The 17,270-nt window shown below is 58.3% G+C and carries 14 protein-coding genes and 1 pseudogene; 1 reads left to right on the forward strand and 14 read right to left on the reverse strand.

Annotated features, from left to right (window positions below):
* Positions 1-5 precede the first annotated feature (5 nt).
* The 8 genes from gspG to ACA065_RS19730 all read right to left on the reverse strand — a co-directional run bounded on the left by gspG (position 6) and on the right by ACA065_RS19730 (position 10,044).
* Positions 6-455, reverse strand: a complete 450-nt coding sequence (gene gspG, locus ACA065_RS19695) for a type II secretion system major pseudopilin GspG (RefSeq protein ID WP_497691143.1) — start codon at positions 453-455, stop codon at positions 6-8.
* A complete protein-coding gene (gene gspF / locus ACA065_RS19700) occupies positions 452-1,648 on the reverse strand; it encodes a type II secretion system inner membrane protein GspF (RefSeq protein ID WP_497691144.1) in 1,197 nt (398 codons plus the stop codon). Before gspF ends, gspG begins: the two co-directional genes overlap by 4 nt.
* The gene (gene gspE, locus ACA065_RS19705; protein WP_497691145.1) at positions 1,645-3,342 is read right to left on the reverse strand and encodes a type II secretion system ATPase GspE; all 1,698 of its coding nucleotides are present in this window, start codon (positions 3,340-3,342) and stop codon (positions 1,645-1,647) included. Before gspE ends, gspF begins: the two co-directional genes overlap by 4 nt.
* A 334-nt stretch (positions 3,343-3,676) precedes the next feature.
* On the reverse strand, positions 3,677-4,468 hold the full coding sequence (fecE, locus tag ACA065_RS19710; RefSeq protein ID WP_497691146.1) for a Fe(3+) dicitrate ABC transporter ATP-binding protein FecE: 792 nt from the start codon (positions 4,466-4,468) through the stop codon (positions 3,677-3,679).
* 4 nt (positions 4,469-4,472) lie between these two features.
* Positions 4,473-5,441, reverse strand: coding sequence for an iron chelate uptake ABC transporter family permease subunit (locus ACA065_RS19715; protein WP_497691147.1), 969 nt, complete (start codon positions 5,439-5,441; stop codon positions 4,473-4,475).
* The gene (gene fecC / locus ACA065_RS19720; protein WP_497691148.1) at positions 5,438-6,427 is read right to left on the reverse strand and encodes an iron-dicitrate ABC transporter permease FecC; all 990 of its coding nucleotides are present in this window, start codon (positions 6,425-6,427) and stop codon (positions 5,438-5,440) included. The genes ACA065_RS19715 and fecC overlap by 4 nt, the downstream gene beginning before the upstream one ends.
* A 2-nt stretch (positions 6,428-6,429) precedes the next feature.
* Positions 6,430-7,344: a Fe(3+) dicitrate ABC transporter substrate-binding protein FecB gene (locus ACA065_RS19725; RefSeq protein WP_497695384.1), complete on the reverse strand. Its 915-nt coding sequence runs from the start codon at positions 7,342-7,344 to the stop codon at positions 6,430-6,432.
* A gap of 294 nt (positions 7,345-7,638) precedes the next feature.
* Positions 7,639-10,044, reverse strand: a complete 2,406-nt coding sequence (locus ACA065_RS19730) for a TonB-dependent receptor (RefSeq protein WP_497691149.1) — start codon at positions 10,042-10,044, stop codon at positions 7,639-7,641.
* Positions 10,045-10,232: 188 nt separating this feature from the next.
* Between ACA065_RS19730 and ACA065_RS19735 the strand changes: the two genes are divergently transcribed.
* Entirely contained in the window at positions 10,233-10,379 is a 147-nt protein-coding gene (locus tag ACA065_RS19735) for a hypothetical protein (RefSeq protein WP_497691150.1), read from the forward strand.
* A 690-nt stretch (positions 10,380-11,069) separates the two neighbouring features.
* Here the strand turns inward: ACA065_RS19735 and ACA065_RS19740 are convergent.
* The 6 genes and pseudogenes from ACA065_RS19740 to ACA065_RS19765 all read right to left on the reverse strand — a co-directional run bounded on the left by ACA065_RS19740 (position 11,070) and on the right by ACA065_RS19765 (position 16,153).
* Entirely contained in the window at positions 11,070-11,273 is a 204-nt protein-coding gene (locus ACA065_RS19740) for a hypothetical protein (RefSeq protein ID WP_497691151.1), read from the reverse strand.
* Positions 11,274-11,444: 171 nt separating this feature from the next.
* Positions 11,445-11,681 carry a hypothetical protein gene (locus tag ACA065_RS19745; RefSeq protein ID WP_497691152.1) on the reverse strand — a complete coding sequence of 79 codons (237 nt, stop codon included), beginning with the start codon at positions 11,679-11,681 and terminating at the stop codon, positions 11,445-11,447.
* Between the two features lie 168 nt (positions 11,682-11,849).
* Positions 11,850-12,173 (reverse strand): MoaF-related domain-containing protein, encoded by a 324-nt coding sequence (locus ACA065_RS19750; protein ID WP_497691153.1) that lies wholly within the window; start codon positions 12,171-12,173, stop codon positions 11,850-11,852.
* Between the two features lie 238 nt (positions 12,174-12,411).
* Positions 12,412-12,843 (reverse strand): hypothetical protein, encoded by a 432-nt coding sequence (locus tag ACA065_RS19755; protein WP_497691154.1) that lies wholly within the window; start codon positions 12,841-12,843, stop codon positions 12,412-12,414.
* A gap of 702 nt (positions 12,844-13,545) precedes the next feature.
* Positions 13,546-13,664 (reverse strand): annotated as a pseudogene (locus tag ACA065_RS19760) (IS5/IS1182 family transposase); the annotation flags it as partial.
* Between the two features lie 77 nt (positions 13,665-13,741).
* Positions 13,742-16,153: an autotransporter outer membrane beta-barrel domain-containing protein gene (locus ACA065_RS19765; RefSeq protein WP_497691155.1), complete on the reverse strand. Its 2,412-nt coding sequence runs from the start codon at positions 16,151-16,153 to the stop codon at positions 13,742-13,744.
* Between the last annotated feature and the right edge of the window lie 1,117 nt (positions 16,154-17,270).

The raw sequence follows: 17,270 nt of genomic DNA on the forward strand, positions 1-17,270 counted from the left end.
GCCGGTTATTCCCAATTGCCCAGGTCGGCGCTGTAGCCATCGCCGCCCGGTTGGCCGTCCTGGCCGAAAAAGATCAGGTCAAAGGCGCCGTGTTCCCCTGGGTAGCGATAGCCGAACGCGTGGCCGAACGGGTCTTTGAGGTCCGACGGTTTAGCATAGGGCCCGGCCCAGCTGGACGCGTTGGCGGGTTTGTCCACCAACTGCTGCAGGCTGTTGGGCGGCGCGCCGACGTCGAGCGCGTAGCTGTCGATTTTCATGCTCAGGCCGGCCAACTGCGCCTTGCCCGCGCCGTATTTGCCCTTGTCCACATTGCCGCCGACCTGGCGCACCACAATGGTGGCGACAATGCCCAGCAGCACGATCACCGCGAGCATTTCCAGCAGGGTGAAACCGCGTTGGCGGCGTGGGGTGATTACTCGCAATCGGCGCATCGGTTCAGCTCCTTGAAGGTTCATATATTGCTGGTCAGGCTCATCAGCGGCAGCATAATCGCCAGCATGATCACCGCCACCAGCACGGCCATGACCACGGTCAGGGACGGCACCAGCACGGCGAGCAGGCGCTCGATGCCGCGCTTGGCTTCGACGTCGAACACGTCGGCGACCTTGAGCAACATGCTGTCCAGTTCACCGGCCTGTTCGCCAACTTCAATCATTTGCAGGGCCAGGTCCGGCAGCAGCGGTTGCGCGCCGAACGCGCTGGCGAGGGTGCCGCCGCCTTTTACCGACTCCGCCGCGTCCGCCACTTGGGCCTGCAGCGCGCGGTTGGTGCAGACTTGGCGGGCGATGACCAGCGCTGGCAGGAGTGCCACGCCGTTGCTGAGCAAGGTGCCGAGGGTGCGTGTCAGGCGTGCGGCTTCGACCCGTTGCAGCAGTGGGCCGATCACGCGCAGGCCGAGCAGGCGGCGGTCGTAGCGCTGCCGACGCAGCGGATCGCGCAGGCGTGCCACCGCCATCCAGATGGCCGCGATCAGTGCAGCCAACACCACCAGGCCATAGGCGCCGAGGAACTCGCCAAGCGCCAGAATCACCTCGGTAATCAGTGGTATCGGCACGCCCAAGTCCTGGAAAATCGGCACGAATTGCGGCACCACGTACGCCAGCAATAACGCCAGCGAGCCCAATACGCCGACCACCAGAAACGCCGGGTAGATCAGCGCATTGATCACTTCGCCGCGCATTAATTGGCTGCGCTCCAGGTAGTCGCTGAGCTGGCGCAAGGTGCTCTCCAACGCGCCACCGGCCTCACCGGCACGCACCATGCTCAGGTACAGCGGCGAGAAGCTGCCGCCCTCTTCTTCCAGCGCGGCGGATAACGGCTTGCCCGCCTTGACGTGGTCGCGGATGCGCTCGATCAGCGCGCGCACCTGGGGTTGGCCGGGTTGCTTGAGCAACAGGCCCAGCGAGCGCTCCAGTGGCTGGCCGGCGCCCAGCAAGGTGGCCAGTTGCTGGGTAAAGCTCACCAGTGCCGCGCCCTTCAATTGCCCACGCGTGTTGCGCAACCTGGGGCTGCCCGCCGTTTCGATCTGCAACACCAGCAAACCGCGTTTGTGCAGCGCGGCGATGGCAGCAGCCTGGTCCGAAGCCTCCAGCGTGCCGTTGTGGGCCACGCCCTGGTTGTCCAGCGCGCGAAACTTGAACAGGCTCACGCGCCGTCCCCACGGGTGACGCGCAGCACTTCTTCCAACGAAGTGATGCCGGCCAGCGCCTGGCGCAAGCCTTCTTCATGCAAGGTGCGCAAACCGGCGCGGCGCGCGGCTTGTTCGAGCGTGGCGGCGTCGGCGCGGCGCATCAGCAGGCTGCGCAGTTCGTCGTTCATCACCAGCAATTCGGTGATTGCACTGCGGCCGTGGTAACTGCCCTTGTAGAGCAGGATCGGGCGTTGATCGGTCAAGCGATCCAGGCCATGTTCCTCGATCAGCTCCGCCGGTGCTGCAAATGCCATGCGCGTCGCCGGGTCGAGACGCCGCACCAGGCGCTGGGCGAGAATGCCGCTGACCGTCGAGGCGATCAGGTAGCTTTCCACGCCCATGTCCAACAACCGCGTGATGCTCGCTGCAGCGCTGTTGGTGTGCAGGGTTGAAAGCACGAGGTGGCCGGTGAGCGAGGATTGGATGGCGATGCGGCAGGTTTCCAGGTCGCGGATTTCGCCGACCATGATCACGTCCGGGTCCTGGCGCACGATGGAACGCAGCGCGCCAGCGAAGTCCAGGCCGATGGCCGGTTTGACCTGGATCTGGTTGATGCCTTCGAGCTGGTATTCCACCGGGTCTTCGACGGTGATGATCTTGCGCTCGGCGGTATTGAGCCGCGACAGCGCGGTGTAGAGCGTGGTGGTTTTGCCGGAGCCGGTGGGCCCGGTGACCAGCAGGATGCCGTGCGGGCGTTCGAGCAGGTCGAGAAAGGCCGCCAGGCGCTGCCCGTCAAAGCCCAGGCTCTGGAAGTCGAACTGCACAGTTTGCCGGTCGAGCAAACGCATCACCACCGACTCGCCGAAGCTGGTCGGCACGGTGGACACGCGCAAATCCAGTGCCTTGCCCTGGATGCGCAGCATGATCCGCCCGTCCTGGGGCAGACGGCGTTCGGCGATGTCCAGGCGCGCCATGATCTTCACCCGCGAGATCACCGCCGCCGACGAACTGGCCGGCGGCGCTTCGGCGTCGTGCAGCACGCCGTCGATGCGGTAGCGCACCTTGAGCTGGTTTTCGAACGGTTCGATATGAATATCCGACGCGCGCTGTTCCACCGCACGTTGCAGGATCAGGTTGACCAGGCGAATCACCGGCGCTTCGGAGGCCATGTCCTTGAGGTGTTCGATGTCTTCCAGCGCGCCACCTTGCTCATCGAGGTTTTCGATCAGGGTGCCCATGGCGGAGCGGCCCTGGCCGTAGTAGCGCTCGATCAGCGTGTCGACTTCCGTGCGCGGGCCGATGGCCAGCCACACCGGCACCTGGCAGGCGTAGGCCAGGGCCTGGAAGGGATAATGTTGCGCAGGGTTGGCGGCCAATACTCGCAAACCACCCTGGGCCCAGCCGATGGGCACCACTTGGTAGTGCCGCATAAAGCGCTCGGTGAGTGCCGGCAGCGGGTCAAGCAACGGCGGCGCGGCATCGGCCAACAGCAGTGGCGCGCCAAGCAAGTCCGCCCAGGCGCGGGCCAATTCGGTTTCCGAGACCAGCCCCAGGCGCGTGAGCAGGCCGAGCAGGTCGCTGCTGTCAGTGGACAGGCGCCGGGCGCGCTCCAGGTCGACAGGTTTGAGCCCGGCATGCCGCATCAGCCACGCGCACACGTGGTCGGTGTGCGGGATCTGCAAATGGCAGGCATCGATGGGCATTGACGACATGGTGTGGGGTGTCTAGTTGCGAGAAAGTATGGCCATTTGGAACTACTGAACACTGCGAGAACAGTGCCATTAGTTCGCCACGCCGCAGTCGGAGTTAACTGGGTTAATCGACTGGAAGTTGTAAATCTAGTTCCGGAAGGCGGGAAACAAACTGAAATGAATAAGCTGAAGCTGTCCCGGATTTCCGGTACAGCGCCCGATTTAAAGGCCTCGCAGACGAAAAAAGGGTCTGACTAATTGCAATTAGCCACTTCGCTGGTTATTGACGCCTATTCAAACAGCCCTTCAACACACTTCATCTTCATTGGATAAACCCTCCAAACTTTGAACGACGTCAGACGTGAGTGCGGGTACTTTTTTCCACCAGGCACATCGGCGTACCGGCCACCGGTTCACTCATGATCTGCACCTGCACATCAAACACCTGGCGCATCAGTTCGGCACTGATCACCGCTGACGGCGCACCGTCGGCGACCAACTGGCCGCCGTGCATCACCGCCAGGTGGTCAGCGTAGCGGCAGGCCTGGTTGATGTCGTGCAGCACGGTGATCACGGTTTTGCCCTCGGCGGCCAGTTCGCCCATCAGGTCGAGCAGTTCGACCTGATGGCTGATGTCGAGGTAGGTGGTGGGTTCGTCGAGCAATACCACCGGCGCGTTCTGCGCCAACACCATCGCCAGCCAGGCGCGTTGGCGCTGGCCGCCGGACAAGTCCGCCAGGGCGCGGTCGGCCAGCGCGTCCAGCTCCAGGCGCTGCATGGCTTGGGTCACGTGGGCTTGATCATTGCCGCTCAGGCGGCCCCACAACGCGTTATGCGGGCTACGGCCGTAGGCGACCAGTTGGCGCACGCTGACGCCTTCCGGCACCGGCAGCACTTGGGGCAAAAACGCGATTTGCTGTGCCAACTGGCGGGCGGACAGGCTGGCGTAGGCCTGGCCGTCCAGGGTCAATTGCCCCTGGGTGGGTTTGAGGATGCGCGCGAAGGCCTTGAGCAAGGTGGACTTGCCGCAGCCGTTCGGCCCGATCAACGCAGTGACCTTCCCGGCGGGCGGCGCGAACGACAACCCCTGCACGATGCGCGTGGCGCCGTAGCCGATGTCGAGTTGATGTGCTTGCAGAATACTCATGTCATCAGCCCTTGAACCGTGCCAGCAACCAAAGAAAATAGGGCGCGCCAATCACCGCCGTGAGAACCCCAGCCGGAATTTCGCTGGGCGCGATCAGCGTACGCCCGAGGGTATCGGCCAGTACCAGCAACAGCGCGCCGATCAGCATCGCCGCCGGCAACAGACACTGGTGATGCCCGCCGACCAGCCGCCGCGCCATGTGCGGCGCGACCAGGCCGATAAAACCAATCGGCCCGATCACCCCGACGCCCAGGCTGGTAAGCACCACCGCACAGGCCATCGCCCACCAGCGCGTGCGGCCCAGCGCGGTGCCCAGGCTGTGGGCGGCTTCGTCGCCGAGGGCGATCAGGTTCAGCGGTTTGGCCAGGCACAGGCCCAGTGGAATCAGCAGCAGGAACGGCAGCACCAGCGCCACGTGGTGCCAGTTACGGCTCCACAAACTGCCGGTGAGTGCGAGCAAGGCGGTGTTGATATCCAGCGGATGGGACAGGATCAGAAACTCGGTGACGCTGGACAAGGTCACCGCAATCGCCACCCCCGAGAGCGCAAACCGCACCCCGGAAAAACTCACGCCGGTGTTGTACAGCGCCAGCAGCAAGGCGCCACCGGCCCCGCCCAGGCAGGCCACCAACGGCAGCCAGGCAATCGGCATGTGCGGCCAGCTGATGATCGCCACCGTCAGCGCCAGCCCTGCGCCCTGAGTGACGCCGAGGATTTCCGGCGAGGCCAGCGGGTTGCGAATCACACCTTGCACAATCGCGCCGGCCAGGCCAAACGCGCAACCGGCCAGAATCGCGATCAGGCTACGCGGCAAGCGGTGGTTCCAGACTTCGAAGTCGAGGGTATCGTGGGCCAGCAGACGCTCCAGCACGGCTCCTGGATTAAGCCACACTGTGCCGGCGCTGAGACTGACGAAGGTCGCGACCAGCAACAAGCCGAGCAGCAGCCATAGGCGTAATCGTGGCTGGCTCATAGCGTGCGCCTGGCTAGAAAGAGGAAGAACGGCGCACCAATCAGCGCGGTGACCACACCCGCCGGGGTCTCCACCGGAAAAGCCACCGCACGGCTGAGCAAGTCGGCGCCCAGCACGATCACCGCGCCCAACGCCGCGCTCAGCGGGATCAACCAGCGGTAGTCATTGCCCAGAAACTGTCGAATGATATTCGGCGCGATCAGCCCGACAAACCCTATGGGGCCGACCGCGCAAACACTCGCGCCCACCAGCAACAGGCTGGCGATGAACACCTGCAAGCGCAGGCTGGCAATGCCCACGCCCAACGAGCGCGCAGCGTCTTCGCCGAGGTTGATCAGGTTCAGGCGCGGGGCGCACCACAGCGCCCACAGGCCGCCGATCAAGGTGCAAGGCCAGAGCAATTGCACCTGGGCGGCGCCGACATTGGCCAGGGAACCGGCCAGCCAGTTCAGCACGCTTTGTGCCTGGGCCTCGACCAAAATCACCGTGAGCCGGGTCAATGCCGCGCACAACGCGGCAACGGCCACGCCGGCCAATACCAGCCGACCTTGGGCGGTGGTCGGCGACCACGCGCCGCCCAGGCTGAATACGGTGACCCAGGCCAAGGCGCCGCCCAGGCAGGTCATCAACAATGCGCCACCGGCAAACGGCGGCGCGACTAATCCGGTCGAGAACAGTGCCAGCCCCAACGCCGCGCCCGCCGTCACGCCAAACAACGACGGCGATGCCAGGCGGTTGCGGGTAATGCCCTGCATCAGCGCCCCGGCCAGGCCCAGGCAGGCACCGACCAACGCCGCGCACACCGCGCGCGGCACCCGCAGCTGGGCGACGATATAGGCCATGTTGCCGCCCACGCTGCCCTGGTGAACCAAGCCGTTCCAGGCATCCGCCGCCGTAAGGGTGAACGGTGACCAGCTGTACAACGACAGCCAGAACAACATGGCGCCCAGCAGCACAATGCTTGCTGCCGCAAGACTGCGGCCCATGCTTATTGGCTCAATACGGCTTTGCCGCCTTTGAGGATTGCCAGGGCGTCTTCGGCGATTTGCTCCGAGGCCAGTACGCCACGGTTGCGCGCCCAGCTGTCGCCGTCAACTTCAGCCACTTGGTGGTTACGCACGGCACCGAGCACTTGCCACAGCGGCTGCTTGCTCCAGGTGTCGACGATGCTTGGGCGGCGGTAATGCCCCACCAGCAACCAACCCGGATCCAGCGCGAGCAGTTGTTCCAGGCTGACAAATTCGGTGGGGGCGGCCTTGGCACGCACCGACGGCACTTTCAGGCCAATGGCTTGGAGCACGCTGCCGGCGTAGGAGTCCGGGCCGTGCACCGAAAAACTGTCTTCCCGCGCAACACCGAACAGCACGCTGGCACCCGCCGGGATCTGTTTGGCGATTGCCTGCAAGTGCTCACGGTTCTGGGCGATGCGCGCCTCCATCTGCGGGCTTTTGCCCAGGGCCTTGCCGATCAGCTCGGCGGATTTGAGGCTGCCCTGGTAATCCTCGCCGCGTGACGGCAACAGCAAGGTCGGCGCGATGCTCGACAGGTCGCTGTACAAGGCTTGATGGCGATTGAGGTCGGCGACAATCAGGTCCGGCTTGAGCCGGGCGATTTCTTCGATACTCGGTTGCGAGCGCAAGCCCACGGATTTCCATTCGCCGATGGCCTGGCGCACGCGCGGCAAAACGCGGTTGGCGTCGCCATCATCGGCAGCACCGACTGGGGTGACGTCAACGGCGGCAAGGCTGTCGAGAAAGGAAAACTCCAGCACCACCACGCGCTTGGGCGCATCCGGCAAGTGCAGCGCATGCTGGCCGTCATTGAGGTCGATGGGCGCAGCGCTTAACACGCTTGAGGAGAACGCCAGGAGGCAGGCGGCAAGGGTCGGGATGGAGCGCAGCATTCGCATGACAAAGACCTCGGCGTTGGAACACCCCAGCTAGACAGGCCGGGGAAAACGGCGGGTACTATTCCATATCGGGGCGATGCAATCAAAAAACATTCTTATTAACGCTTTTTCATTTAGAGCCGCTGAACACATCCGGTGGCGAGGGAGCTTGCTCCCGCTGGGTCGCGAAGCGGCCCCTGTTCGGCTGATGGGTTCTTTCAGGGAAAACCCGATCGCCTGGGTTGGGGCTGCTGCGCAGCCCGGCGGGAGCAAGCTCCCTCGCCACAAAAAGCCGATCAACAACAGGTGCTAGAAATCGACTGTGGCCGACAACAAGTAGGTACGCGGTGTCGACAGGGTCAAACCCGGTTCGCTGTCATCCGAGGCCCCGGCCGAGCTCCAGTAGCGTTTATCGGCGACGTTCTCGACATTCGCCCGCAAGGTGATGTGTTTGTCATCGACCTTGAAGGCATAACGCGCGCCGACGTCGATGCGGTTCCAGGCGTCGATCTGCTTGACGTTGGACTGGTCCAGGTACTGCGAGCTGGAATAGATGCCCCGGCTGGTCAGGGTCAAGCCTTCGAGCGTCGGCACATCCCACTCGGCCCCCAGGTTGACGTTGTACTTGGGCGTGGCCGGCGCGCGGTTGCCGTCATAGCTGCCGTTGGTGGTGTGGGTCAGTTCGCTGTCGATGTACATCACGCCGCCGAGCAGGCGAAAACCCTTGAGCGGTTCGCCGAACACACTCAGTTCCACCCCGTCGTTCTGGCGCTTGCCATTGGGCCCGAACACCCGCGTGGTGGCGTTGGTTTCATAGGCCGGCTGCTTGATACGGAAGACGGCGGCGGTGACGGCAAAGGCCCCGGCGTCATATTTGGCGCCCACTTCGACCTGACGGCTGATAAACGGCGGGAAAATTTCGTCTTCGTTAATCGACGTAGACGGTGCGATCTTGCCTTGGCTCAGGCCTTCCATGTAGTTGGCGTACAACGACAACTTATCGGTGGCTTTGAAGAGGATGCCGCCCGATGGCGAGATTTTTTCCTCGTCATAGGCGGTGTCGCCTTTGACGTTGTCGGTCCAGTCATCGACCTTGACCCGCTGCCAGCGCGCGCCGAGGGTCAGCAGCAGGCGGTCGTCGAAGAAGCCCAGGGTGTCGGAGAGTGCTACGCCGCTGAACTTATTCTCTGTATAGACCTTGGAGTCGAAGCGCGTTGGCTGCGACGGCGTCGGCGTTTGCACCGGGTTGTAGAGGTTACTCGGTGGCGCCGCATAGCGCGCGCCGCCATTTTCAAAGTCCATATAAAAGTAGCTGGCCGCCAGGTTGAGCTCATGGCTGACGGGCCCCGTGTGGAACCAGCTGCGCGCGCCGGCAGTGGCGGTGCGCACGTTTTCGTCGCGGGTAAAATCACGCGGCTGCACGCTGAAATCCCCGGCGTTGTTGGTGACGGACACCGCGTGACGCAGGAAATCGTGATTACTTTTACGCGCGCCAACACCACCGTAGAGCATCACGCTGTCACTGAGGTCGAACTCACCGTTAACCGTGCCGAATGTATCGTTGGTGCTGGCCTTGCTCCACGATTGCGCGTAGTTGCGGCGCACATCGCTGGCACTTGGCACCCTGGCATTTGGGCCAATTTGTACACGCTCCTGCGGGGCGTCGGTGTCACGCTCGGTGTGGCCGATATCCGTGGAAAGACGCAGGCGTTCGCCGCGAAAATCCAGGCCCAGCACGGCCATCTCACGGTCGACACTCTGGTGGTCCCATTCGGTATCGCCGGACTGCTTCACGCCGTTGAAACGGATGCCGAATTTATTCTCCTCACCAAAACGCCGGCCCACATCCACCGCCCCACCCGCCTGGCTGCCGGAGGCCCAGGTGCCGGTAAACGAATTGATGTCTTTGTCGGTGGCGCGCTTGGGCACCACGTTGATCCCGCCACCCACGCTGCCGCGCGGTGAGATGCCGTTGATCAACTGGCTCGGGCCTTTGAGGATGTCGACGCGCTCGGCCATCTCCATGTCGATGGTGTACGTCGGTAATACGCCGTACAGGCCGTTGTAGGCCACATCACTGTTAAACAGGCTGAAACCGCGAATGGTGAACTGCTCATAGCGCCCGCCGGCCGGGTTGGTGGCGCGCACCGATGGGTCGCTGGCGATCAAGTCGCCGAGGGTGCGCGCCTGCTGGTTCTTCACCGATTGCTCGGTGTAGGTGGTCATGCTGAACGGCGTTTCCATAAAGTCCCGCGAGCCCAGCAGGCCTTGCGAGCCACGGCGCGCCACTTGGCCGCCCGCGTAGGTATCACCGCCCTCAAGCCCGGTGGTGGCGACGATGGAGGTCGGCGCCAATTGCAGGCTGCTGCCCTCCGGCACCGGCACCAGCCTATAGGCTTGATCACCCATCGGTTGCAGTTGCAGGCCAGAGCCTTGCAGCAAAAGGGCAAAGCCCTCTTCCACCGCGTACTCACCAGACAGGCCAGCGCTGCTGCGACCGCTGACCAGTGCCGGGTCCACCGACAGATTGACGCCCGAGAGCCCGGCAAAACGGGTCAATGCCGCACTCAGGCTACCGGCCGGCACCTGGACGCTACGGCGAGCGGCGCTGTCTTCGGCATAGCTGACCGGCATGAATAAGGGGCTGGCGCTGAGGCCTAGCATCAGGCTCAGGTTCAGCAACGGGCGCAAGCGCAAGGGTGAGACGGCGGGCATTGGCGGAAGCTCTCGATTTAATTCACTTGCCTGGAATGACAGGCGAGGTGAAAAAAAGGGACAGGCTGCGACAATTTTTCTACCGGCGGCTGAGTATCGAGGACCGGGCGCTGGTGTTTTTCGAGGCGTGAGGGTTATGCGCAGGCATGAAAAAGCCCTGAAAAACCCTAAATAGCAATAGCTTATGCATGACCTTATTATTCTTAGGTGCCACGGGCGTGATGGGAGTGCTCATGGAGGGCTTGCGCTGGCACTGGACGGTGATGATCGGGATAAGCGGGCTCACGCTCTATCAAGCTCTTCAGGCAGAAAAATCATCGACGGCCATGAAGTAACTGCTTGCGGATACCAAGGCTCGCCTTGACGAAGCAGCGGACGAGCTGAAAAACGAAACTGCAGAGGAACGGTTAAAGGTCCTGTTCACTGAGTCTGGCTGAGTTCCAGTGTCCAACGGAGCGTCTCGATGCTCGAACGTGCAACGCCTATCTGTACCTGTTGCTAATGGTAATTTGAATGCGGGGAATGATACGTTCAGTCTCCCGCCCGCATGCAGAGATGAGAGCATGGCTGCACTCGAGAAGCGCTATCCCCGCGAATCGTTCACTAGCAGGCTCGCTCGGATCTGCCAGAAGCTAGATGAGGCAGCTTTGCCTTACAACCCATTCGATGAAGAGCCAACCATCCGGTCACTCAAGCTCTCGCGAACAGGCATGCTTATTATCTGGGAAGCTCAGGATCCCCAGAGACGTTGGCGTATCGCGGTCTCGACAAAATCTGGTCTGCTGAAATGCTTGAACTTTTCAGTACGCACGAAAAGGCCAGAGAGTTTGCAGCCATGTTGGATAAAGGAAACGAGTCACTAGATACTGCGATTAGTAGAGCCGAAGGACTAGACCTGATCTCACTTTTTGCTTTAGTGGACGTCGTCGAGATCGGGGACCATCATCTCGTAATTACGCATGCCGGCGCTGCCCTCCCCCTGGTGATCAATCCTGCCCTTGTGCCCTCAACTTAGCCACTCCCTGCTAAATATGCCCAGCGTTCTCGCCAATGGTAAGCAAGGCACCACGTACATTGTCTCCGGCCATATCATGGCCCTGCTTCTCGACTAGAAGGGGCAGCTCCATCAGTGCGGCCTCAAGGGCGAGTTGGTTCTCGTAAATCCGTTCAAGCGTATCAGGAAGTGAGTGTTGTGGCGTGGAGATGGCTTCGACTCCGTTCGAGGGCATAGAAGGCGTAGCTTAGCTGAACGCTGGCGCGGTTGAAAAATCCCAGGCAAAGAAAAGCCCGCGATGGGGAGTAGCGGGCTTAAAGGGATGATCGCTAGGAGCTGGGGTAACCATAGGCGCCCACCTGTGAAAGGTTCGTGAAATATCGATCGTAATGCTCTCACACAACACTCAGTCATCAGCACCAATCGTGCCGCCCGTCTTCGGGGTAGAAACACGTAACTCTGGCAATGCGACGGCTTCAGGCCATTTAACCTCTTGCCGAGGGGTATCAGCGCTCGCCAATTTGCTGACCTTCGCATGAACATAAGCCACTTCCTGGCTAACGACATGGGCTACATAGGTCACGCCGGCACACGCACTCATAAAAGCGGTGATCCTGACGAGCCTGGTTGCAGTGGGTTTCATGCAGCCCCCTCCATACGGATGCGAGCACTGATCCTAACTGGTAAGGGCAGAAACAAGAAGCCCGCACTTTGGCGGGCGACGACGGTGTAATGGAATTCGATTTGAATGCTGGTCCGGGTTTGCCCCCAATACGCAGGGCATAATCTACGGCCAAGCTGAGACCGGTCTCTATACCTTAGTCAGCGAGCCTTCAAGTCGGTACAAGTCGAGGGTGGGGGTTGTGTAGAAAGAGAGCGATGTCTCGGCCGTGAAGTCGTCGATATGAACCACGGTCGCACCATCAGCTTCTTGCCAGGTGATCACGAAAGCGGTTGGTGAGATAGCCTTCCATTCGTAGTTGACCTTTCCTTTAGCGCCTTTGAGATCGCCGCCGATAATTTCATAGCTGAGGCTTTGGCCATCCTCAGCATAAATATTGAGCGCGCTTAAACCGTCGTAACGCACTTCAAACGTTTTGCCGGCGAATGGAGGTTTGGTTGCTGAAGTCGACATGAGGCAGGATCTTCCAGAGATGGGTGATCGCGCATCATGTGCTTGCCTAGTGCTCCCTAAACAGCGGTGTAAACACAAAACATATTTGACCTATAGGCACGAATTCAGGTGCTTTCGATATTCTCTTCGCATCGGTGGCCAAGGAGTATCTGCCGCATGCTCAGTGCTTAACGGCATCGAAATACAGATAACAAAAAGCCCGGCACTAGGCCGGGCTTCGATGTAACAGCACCCGAAACTAACGATGCTTGTTCTTGTGTTTATGCTTGTTGTTACCTTTGTGCTTCTTACCATCCGACCGATGATTGCTCTCATCATCCGCCAAGTTGTTTCCTAGCGCGCCACCCGCAGCGCCGCCCAGACCTGCACCGATAGTTGAGCCAGTCGTGCCGCCGAGGCGGTTACCAATGAGCGAGCCACCAGCCGAGCCGATACCGCCACCTAACGCGGCTTCCGCTCTGTTGCCTCTTTGAGCGCCGACAGCACTGCCGGCAGCACCACCTACGCCTGCGCCCACTGCCGCGCCGGTTGAGCCGCCGAGCTGTTGACCTACGATATTGCCAAGTGCACCACCAACGCCGCCTCCAAGAGCGGCTGTGCCATCTCCGGCTGCCATCGCTCCTTGCGAAATGAGGACACCCAAAACCAGGGTGGGTAGTGTCATTTTCATTTTTTGAACCTCGATGGGTTGTCAGCAGGCGCTCACGGTTTAAAGCACGCCTTACATTAGGACTAGAGTGAAAGTTTGAAGTTCTTTGTGGGCGATGCCTACAGGTGAATGGTTGTAACAAGATATGCCGTGATGGATGGCTACGCTAGAAATCGTCGCTCCGGGTTGCAGGCATTCCTGGACGGCTTTGGCTTCGAACGGCTTGGGGGAAGAGCGTCGTTGGCGCATGAAAATCCTAGCGATAAGGGCGATCGCGTCCGCTGAAAAATACGCGGACACCATCGTCCTTAATGCTGGCGTTCGGTAGGTCTCCCGGACGGTCAAAGTGTTTGAGATAATCAGCTCATCCAAATCACGGCTACCCACCAACACATTTTCAGCCGAGGACGCGATGGATAAAAGTGCTCGCTATTTTGCGTTGCATGTACGCTTACGGGGAGCTGAATAAGTGACAGTGCCAGATTCATAAATTTAAGCACGCTTTACACTCATTGTTTTTTGGAGCCTATTTCCTTTAGGAAATATATCAAAGCTCTGCTCCCTAACAACGGCGATCGAGCACCGGTAGCGTGTTAACCTGCATAGATAATGAAGGTTATTTAACCACGCTACACAATACAGATTAATTTTCGCAGGCGTACTCACAGAAGATATCTACTGGAGCGAGCCTTGTTTTTCTGCACGATACTTAAGCAAGGTCTAATGCGTTTCAATCAAGGCAACCAAACCCTTCCAGGCACAACCTAATCAATCTCGATCAGGAAGCGCCCACGGCGGACCTGCTTACGTTTACCGGAATACTCGGCGTCGGTGCAGGCCATCTGTTTCGTTGGGCCGAATCGTTAAATTCGTATGAGGTTAGTATTTCACCAGACCGGGAAGTTCTTTCAGAAGTTTCCTAGAAGCTGTAAATCATACCTAGCTCAGCAACAGTGTCACTATAGCTTCGGCTACCGAATCGGTTGGCAATCGCTCCAGTCAAGCTTATCCGAGAGGTGAAATCTCCTTCCACGCCCACTTTTATTTGTCCGACATTTCGATATCCGTCCTGAGACACCTTCACACCATCCATATTTACACCATACACTTGATCATTGTGAATCCATCCCGCCTCAACATATGGTTTAACCTCACTACTTACTGCCGAGCCTCCATCACTCTTCTTTAGGAATGCCTTCACGCCTAAGCTGGTGGAGATACCGCTCCCATCAATAAGCTTAACAACAGTTCCATTGGTTTCAATATGATCCTCAGCCTTTATACTAGACCAAGTCACTTTAGCTTTAGGCTGAATATCAACTGAGAAATCATTAAGCTTTGCAACCTCCACAATGTATCCAACTTCTACCGAAGCAATTGGACCGCTGGACTTATATTGCTCACCACTTAAGCCTTCACCTTTCACAGAGTTATCGAACCAATTATATTGGAGCACGCCATCAACATAGGTACCCATCTTATCTATGGAGTCTTCGTACCAGGTACCATAGGCACCTACCGAATAGCCCGAAACCCGCCCTTTCGAATCGTACGAGGTCAGCTTAGAGCTAGTATCATTAGTGCCGCTGCCATAACCTACTAAAGCGCCTAGACGCCACCCCCCTCCCTTTTCCGTTGCCCCTGACGCTACATCACTACCTATCATCATAGACTGACGGTCGGAGCGGGTATTAAGCTGACCACTATCATCTACACCTCGCGCATGACCTTTAACAGCTTTCATCCATAAGCTTGTTGACTTTTTTTCACCACTTAGCGGATCAATATAATCTCGCGGACCGGGCCGATCCTCTAAGTAGGAGTTAAATAGCACATTTGCCATTGCGAGGTTTGCAGAATACGAACCGGCCTCAGGTCGAATAGTTTGTAAGTCTGGCGCTCCTGGACGCTCAGGACTTCCGCTGTCCAAATACCAGTTCCCACTATTAGAGCCTACCCCCCTAACTAGAGAGTAGTCATAAGCGCCGGCTACAATTCGGCCAGCTTTTTCAAACTCCCCTAAAGAGTTCCCCTGGACGGTGATAAGCTCTATCCCGTTCAGCGTCGATGCACCAGACCCACCCAAATTATTGACGCTGACCTTTGTAAGCCCGGAGGTATCTCCGACGACTACCAAGCGATCCGTCAAGGACGTGTCACCCTCCAGCACGGAGTTGAATATCAACAACCCATTGTTCCCAATGTAGTCTCCATTAATTGTGAGAACTGTCCCAGCGTGAGCGCTCTGTAATGAAACAACACCGCTATTGGTCAAGCTCCCTATTTTTTGACTATACCCATTAAGAGATAACGTTCCGCCCTGGAGTACAGCATAGTCAGAGTTTTCACTAAAGACATTTTCGCCTCCAGCCTCAAGCACCCCGCCAGCCACAGTAGTTATCCCGCTATACGTATTAGCGCCAGTCAAAATGGTTCGGCCATTCACCACTAAAACTGAACCGTCCCCTTTGATAGCAGATCCGAACTCGTAATCGGATGTGACATGATTGAAAACGACACTAGCACCACCACTACCAAGCCAGACGCCTTCAGTTGCATTCAAAATCCCAGCCTCAGCCGGGGCACCAATATTTGAAGACCCTATATAAAGCACCCCATTTGAACCGGCATTTTCTGCCAAAATCAACTTTTCTGTGTTTAGCTGACCTTTATCCTGAAGCGTTACGGTCCCACTCCCGCTTTCACCCACAACCGTTACGCCAGTCGTGTTTACTGCCGAGCCGTCTCCCGAAATAAGCAACTCTCCAACCGAGTCACTCCCCGCACCGAGCCTTATAGTTCCGTCACCCGAAATTCCAGCATTTATAACACCCCCTCCCGTCACTCTAACGCTGCCTTGCGCAAAGTCCTGCCCTCCGATATTTAGCCCCTGTCCTATATCGATAGTACCGCCGTTACTGACCTGCACACGCCCGTTTGAATTCCCTTCCACCCCCACACTGAGCGACTCACCTACAGAAACAAGCGCTTGATCGTCAACAACCAACAGCCCCTTACCGTTAACGCCTACTTTGGTTTCTCCTGTACTGTCCCAGTGCGTACCTGCTTCCGAGACAACTATAACCCCCTCCGAACCATTATCTACTCCGAGCTGTCCAGATCCATCTCCAACTGAATGACTGGTGAGCTTAGCGCCGTTTCTAATATTTACCGCTCCATATGTGTAGGTCCCGACATTAAATCCATTCGGAATAACCGGAATAAAGGACCCAGTGATATTTAGAGGAGTGGGTCCATTGATAGAGATTGCATTTACATCTATTGAAATCACAAGAACCCAAGCCATCCCACAGCACTGTGACACTTTCATTTCTCAAACGCCTCATCAAACGATTTTATTTAAGACCAAAAAATATTCGCCCTCACTCACGCCATGAGCATCATCGTGCGTCATACGTGAAAACTTGAAATATTTAATTTAGCAGAGGTTCATACTTTTAGTGTATTTTTTGAGGAGCGTATAGACTGATCATATGAAGCAAGATGCAGGGAAGTTCCTACACTCCACTTGAATATCATAAAATCATGATTCCGAAGGATTAATTATCAAATCCAATTTTTAGCTAACGTGCGCCCTAGAGCCTCAGCACACGCTTCAGATCGTTCTCAGTATTGCGCGCCACATCCGTCACCTGGCTCTGAATGTTCGCCCGGTCCTTTCGAGCCAGTTGCTTGAGACCGGACAGGTCCACGTTGAAGCTATCGCGAGTCACAACGATTGCACCCTGCTCTCAGTTGCGTGGCTCGACCGCCGTCAAGCGTTTGCTCTGGTCGGCAGGTTGATGGGGCTGAACAGGAAGTCGTCCATTCCGGCCTATAACCTGCATCTGCCCCCCCCTGGATTGCTGCGGCCAGGTACGCCCGGGAGCTTGATGTTTCCGGTGAACGTCTGGTCGCACAGTGCTTTTTTTCGGCTGCCGAGGCCAGCGGCGCGTTTGGGACGGCTGTGAGCAGCAAGCCAGTCACTGCCCTGTGAGTTGCAGTTTTCAACGCATTCGCAATCATGAAATGTCACGGCTTGGGCAAATATATTATCTGGACTGGACTGTTGTGCTTTTTGTACGAGCCCGAGGGTTCCTCGTCAGGTTTCAAGCTCGGATACCATGCCCTGAACTGTGTGTTCGAAAGCCATTCAAGTTGCAACTGTTCGACTGCCAATCCGGGCGGACGAGCGTTGAATCCTATCAAGGACTTCACAACCGAATGGCATTCTTCCGATACGCCAGCATCAAGGATTCTGACCTCCAGTTGCTCGCCCCACGTAATGGAGCCGCTCTCAGGACAAATTCGAACCTGAGCGTGATATTTGCCATTGGATGAAGGAAGATCGTAAACGATTTTGTCAGGCCCGCAGGCTGTAAGCAGGACAGACGATACGAGTAAAGACAGGGCAGTCTTCTTCACGCAAATACTCCATCTTCAATCTA

Source organism: Pseudomonas sp. LBUM1640, assembly GCF_059716225.1.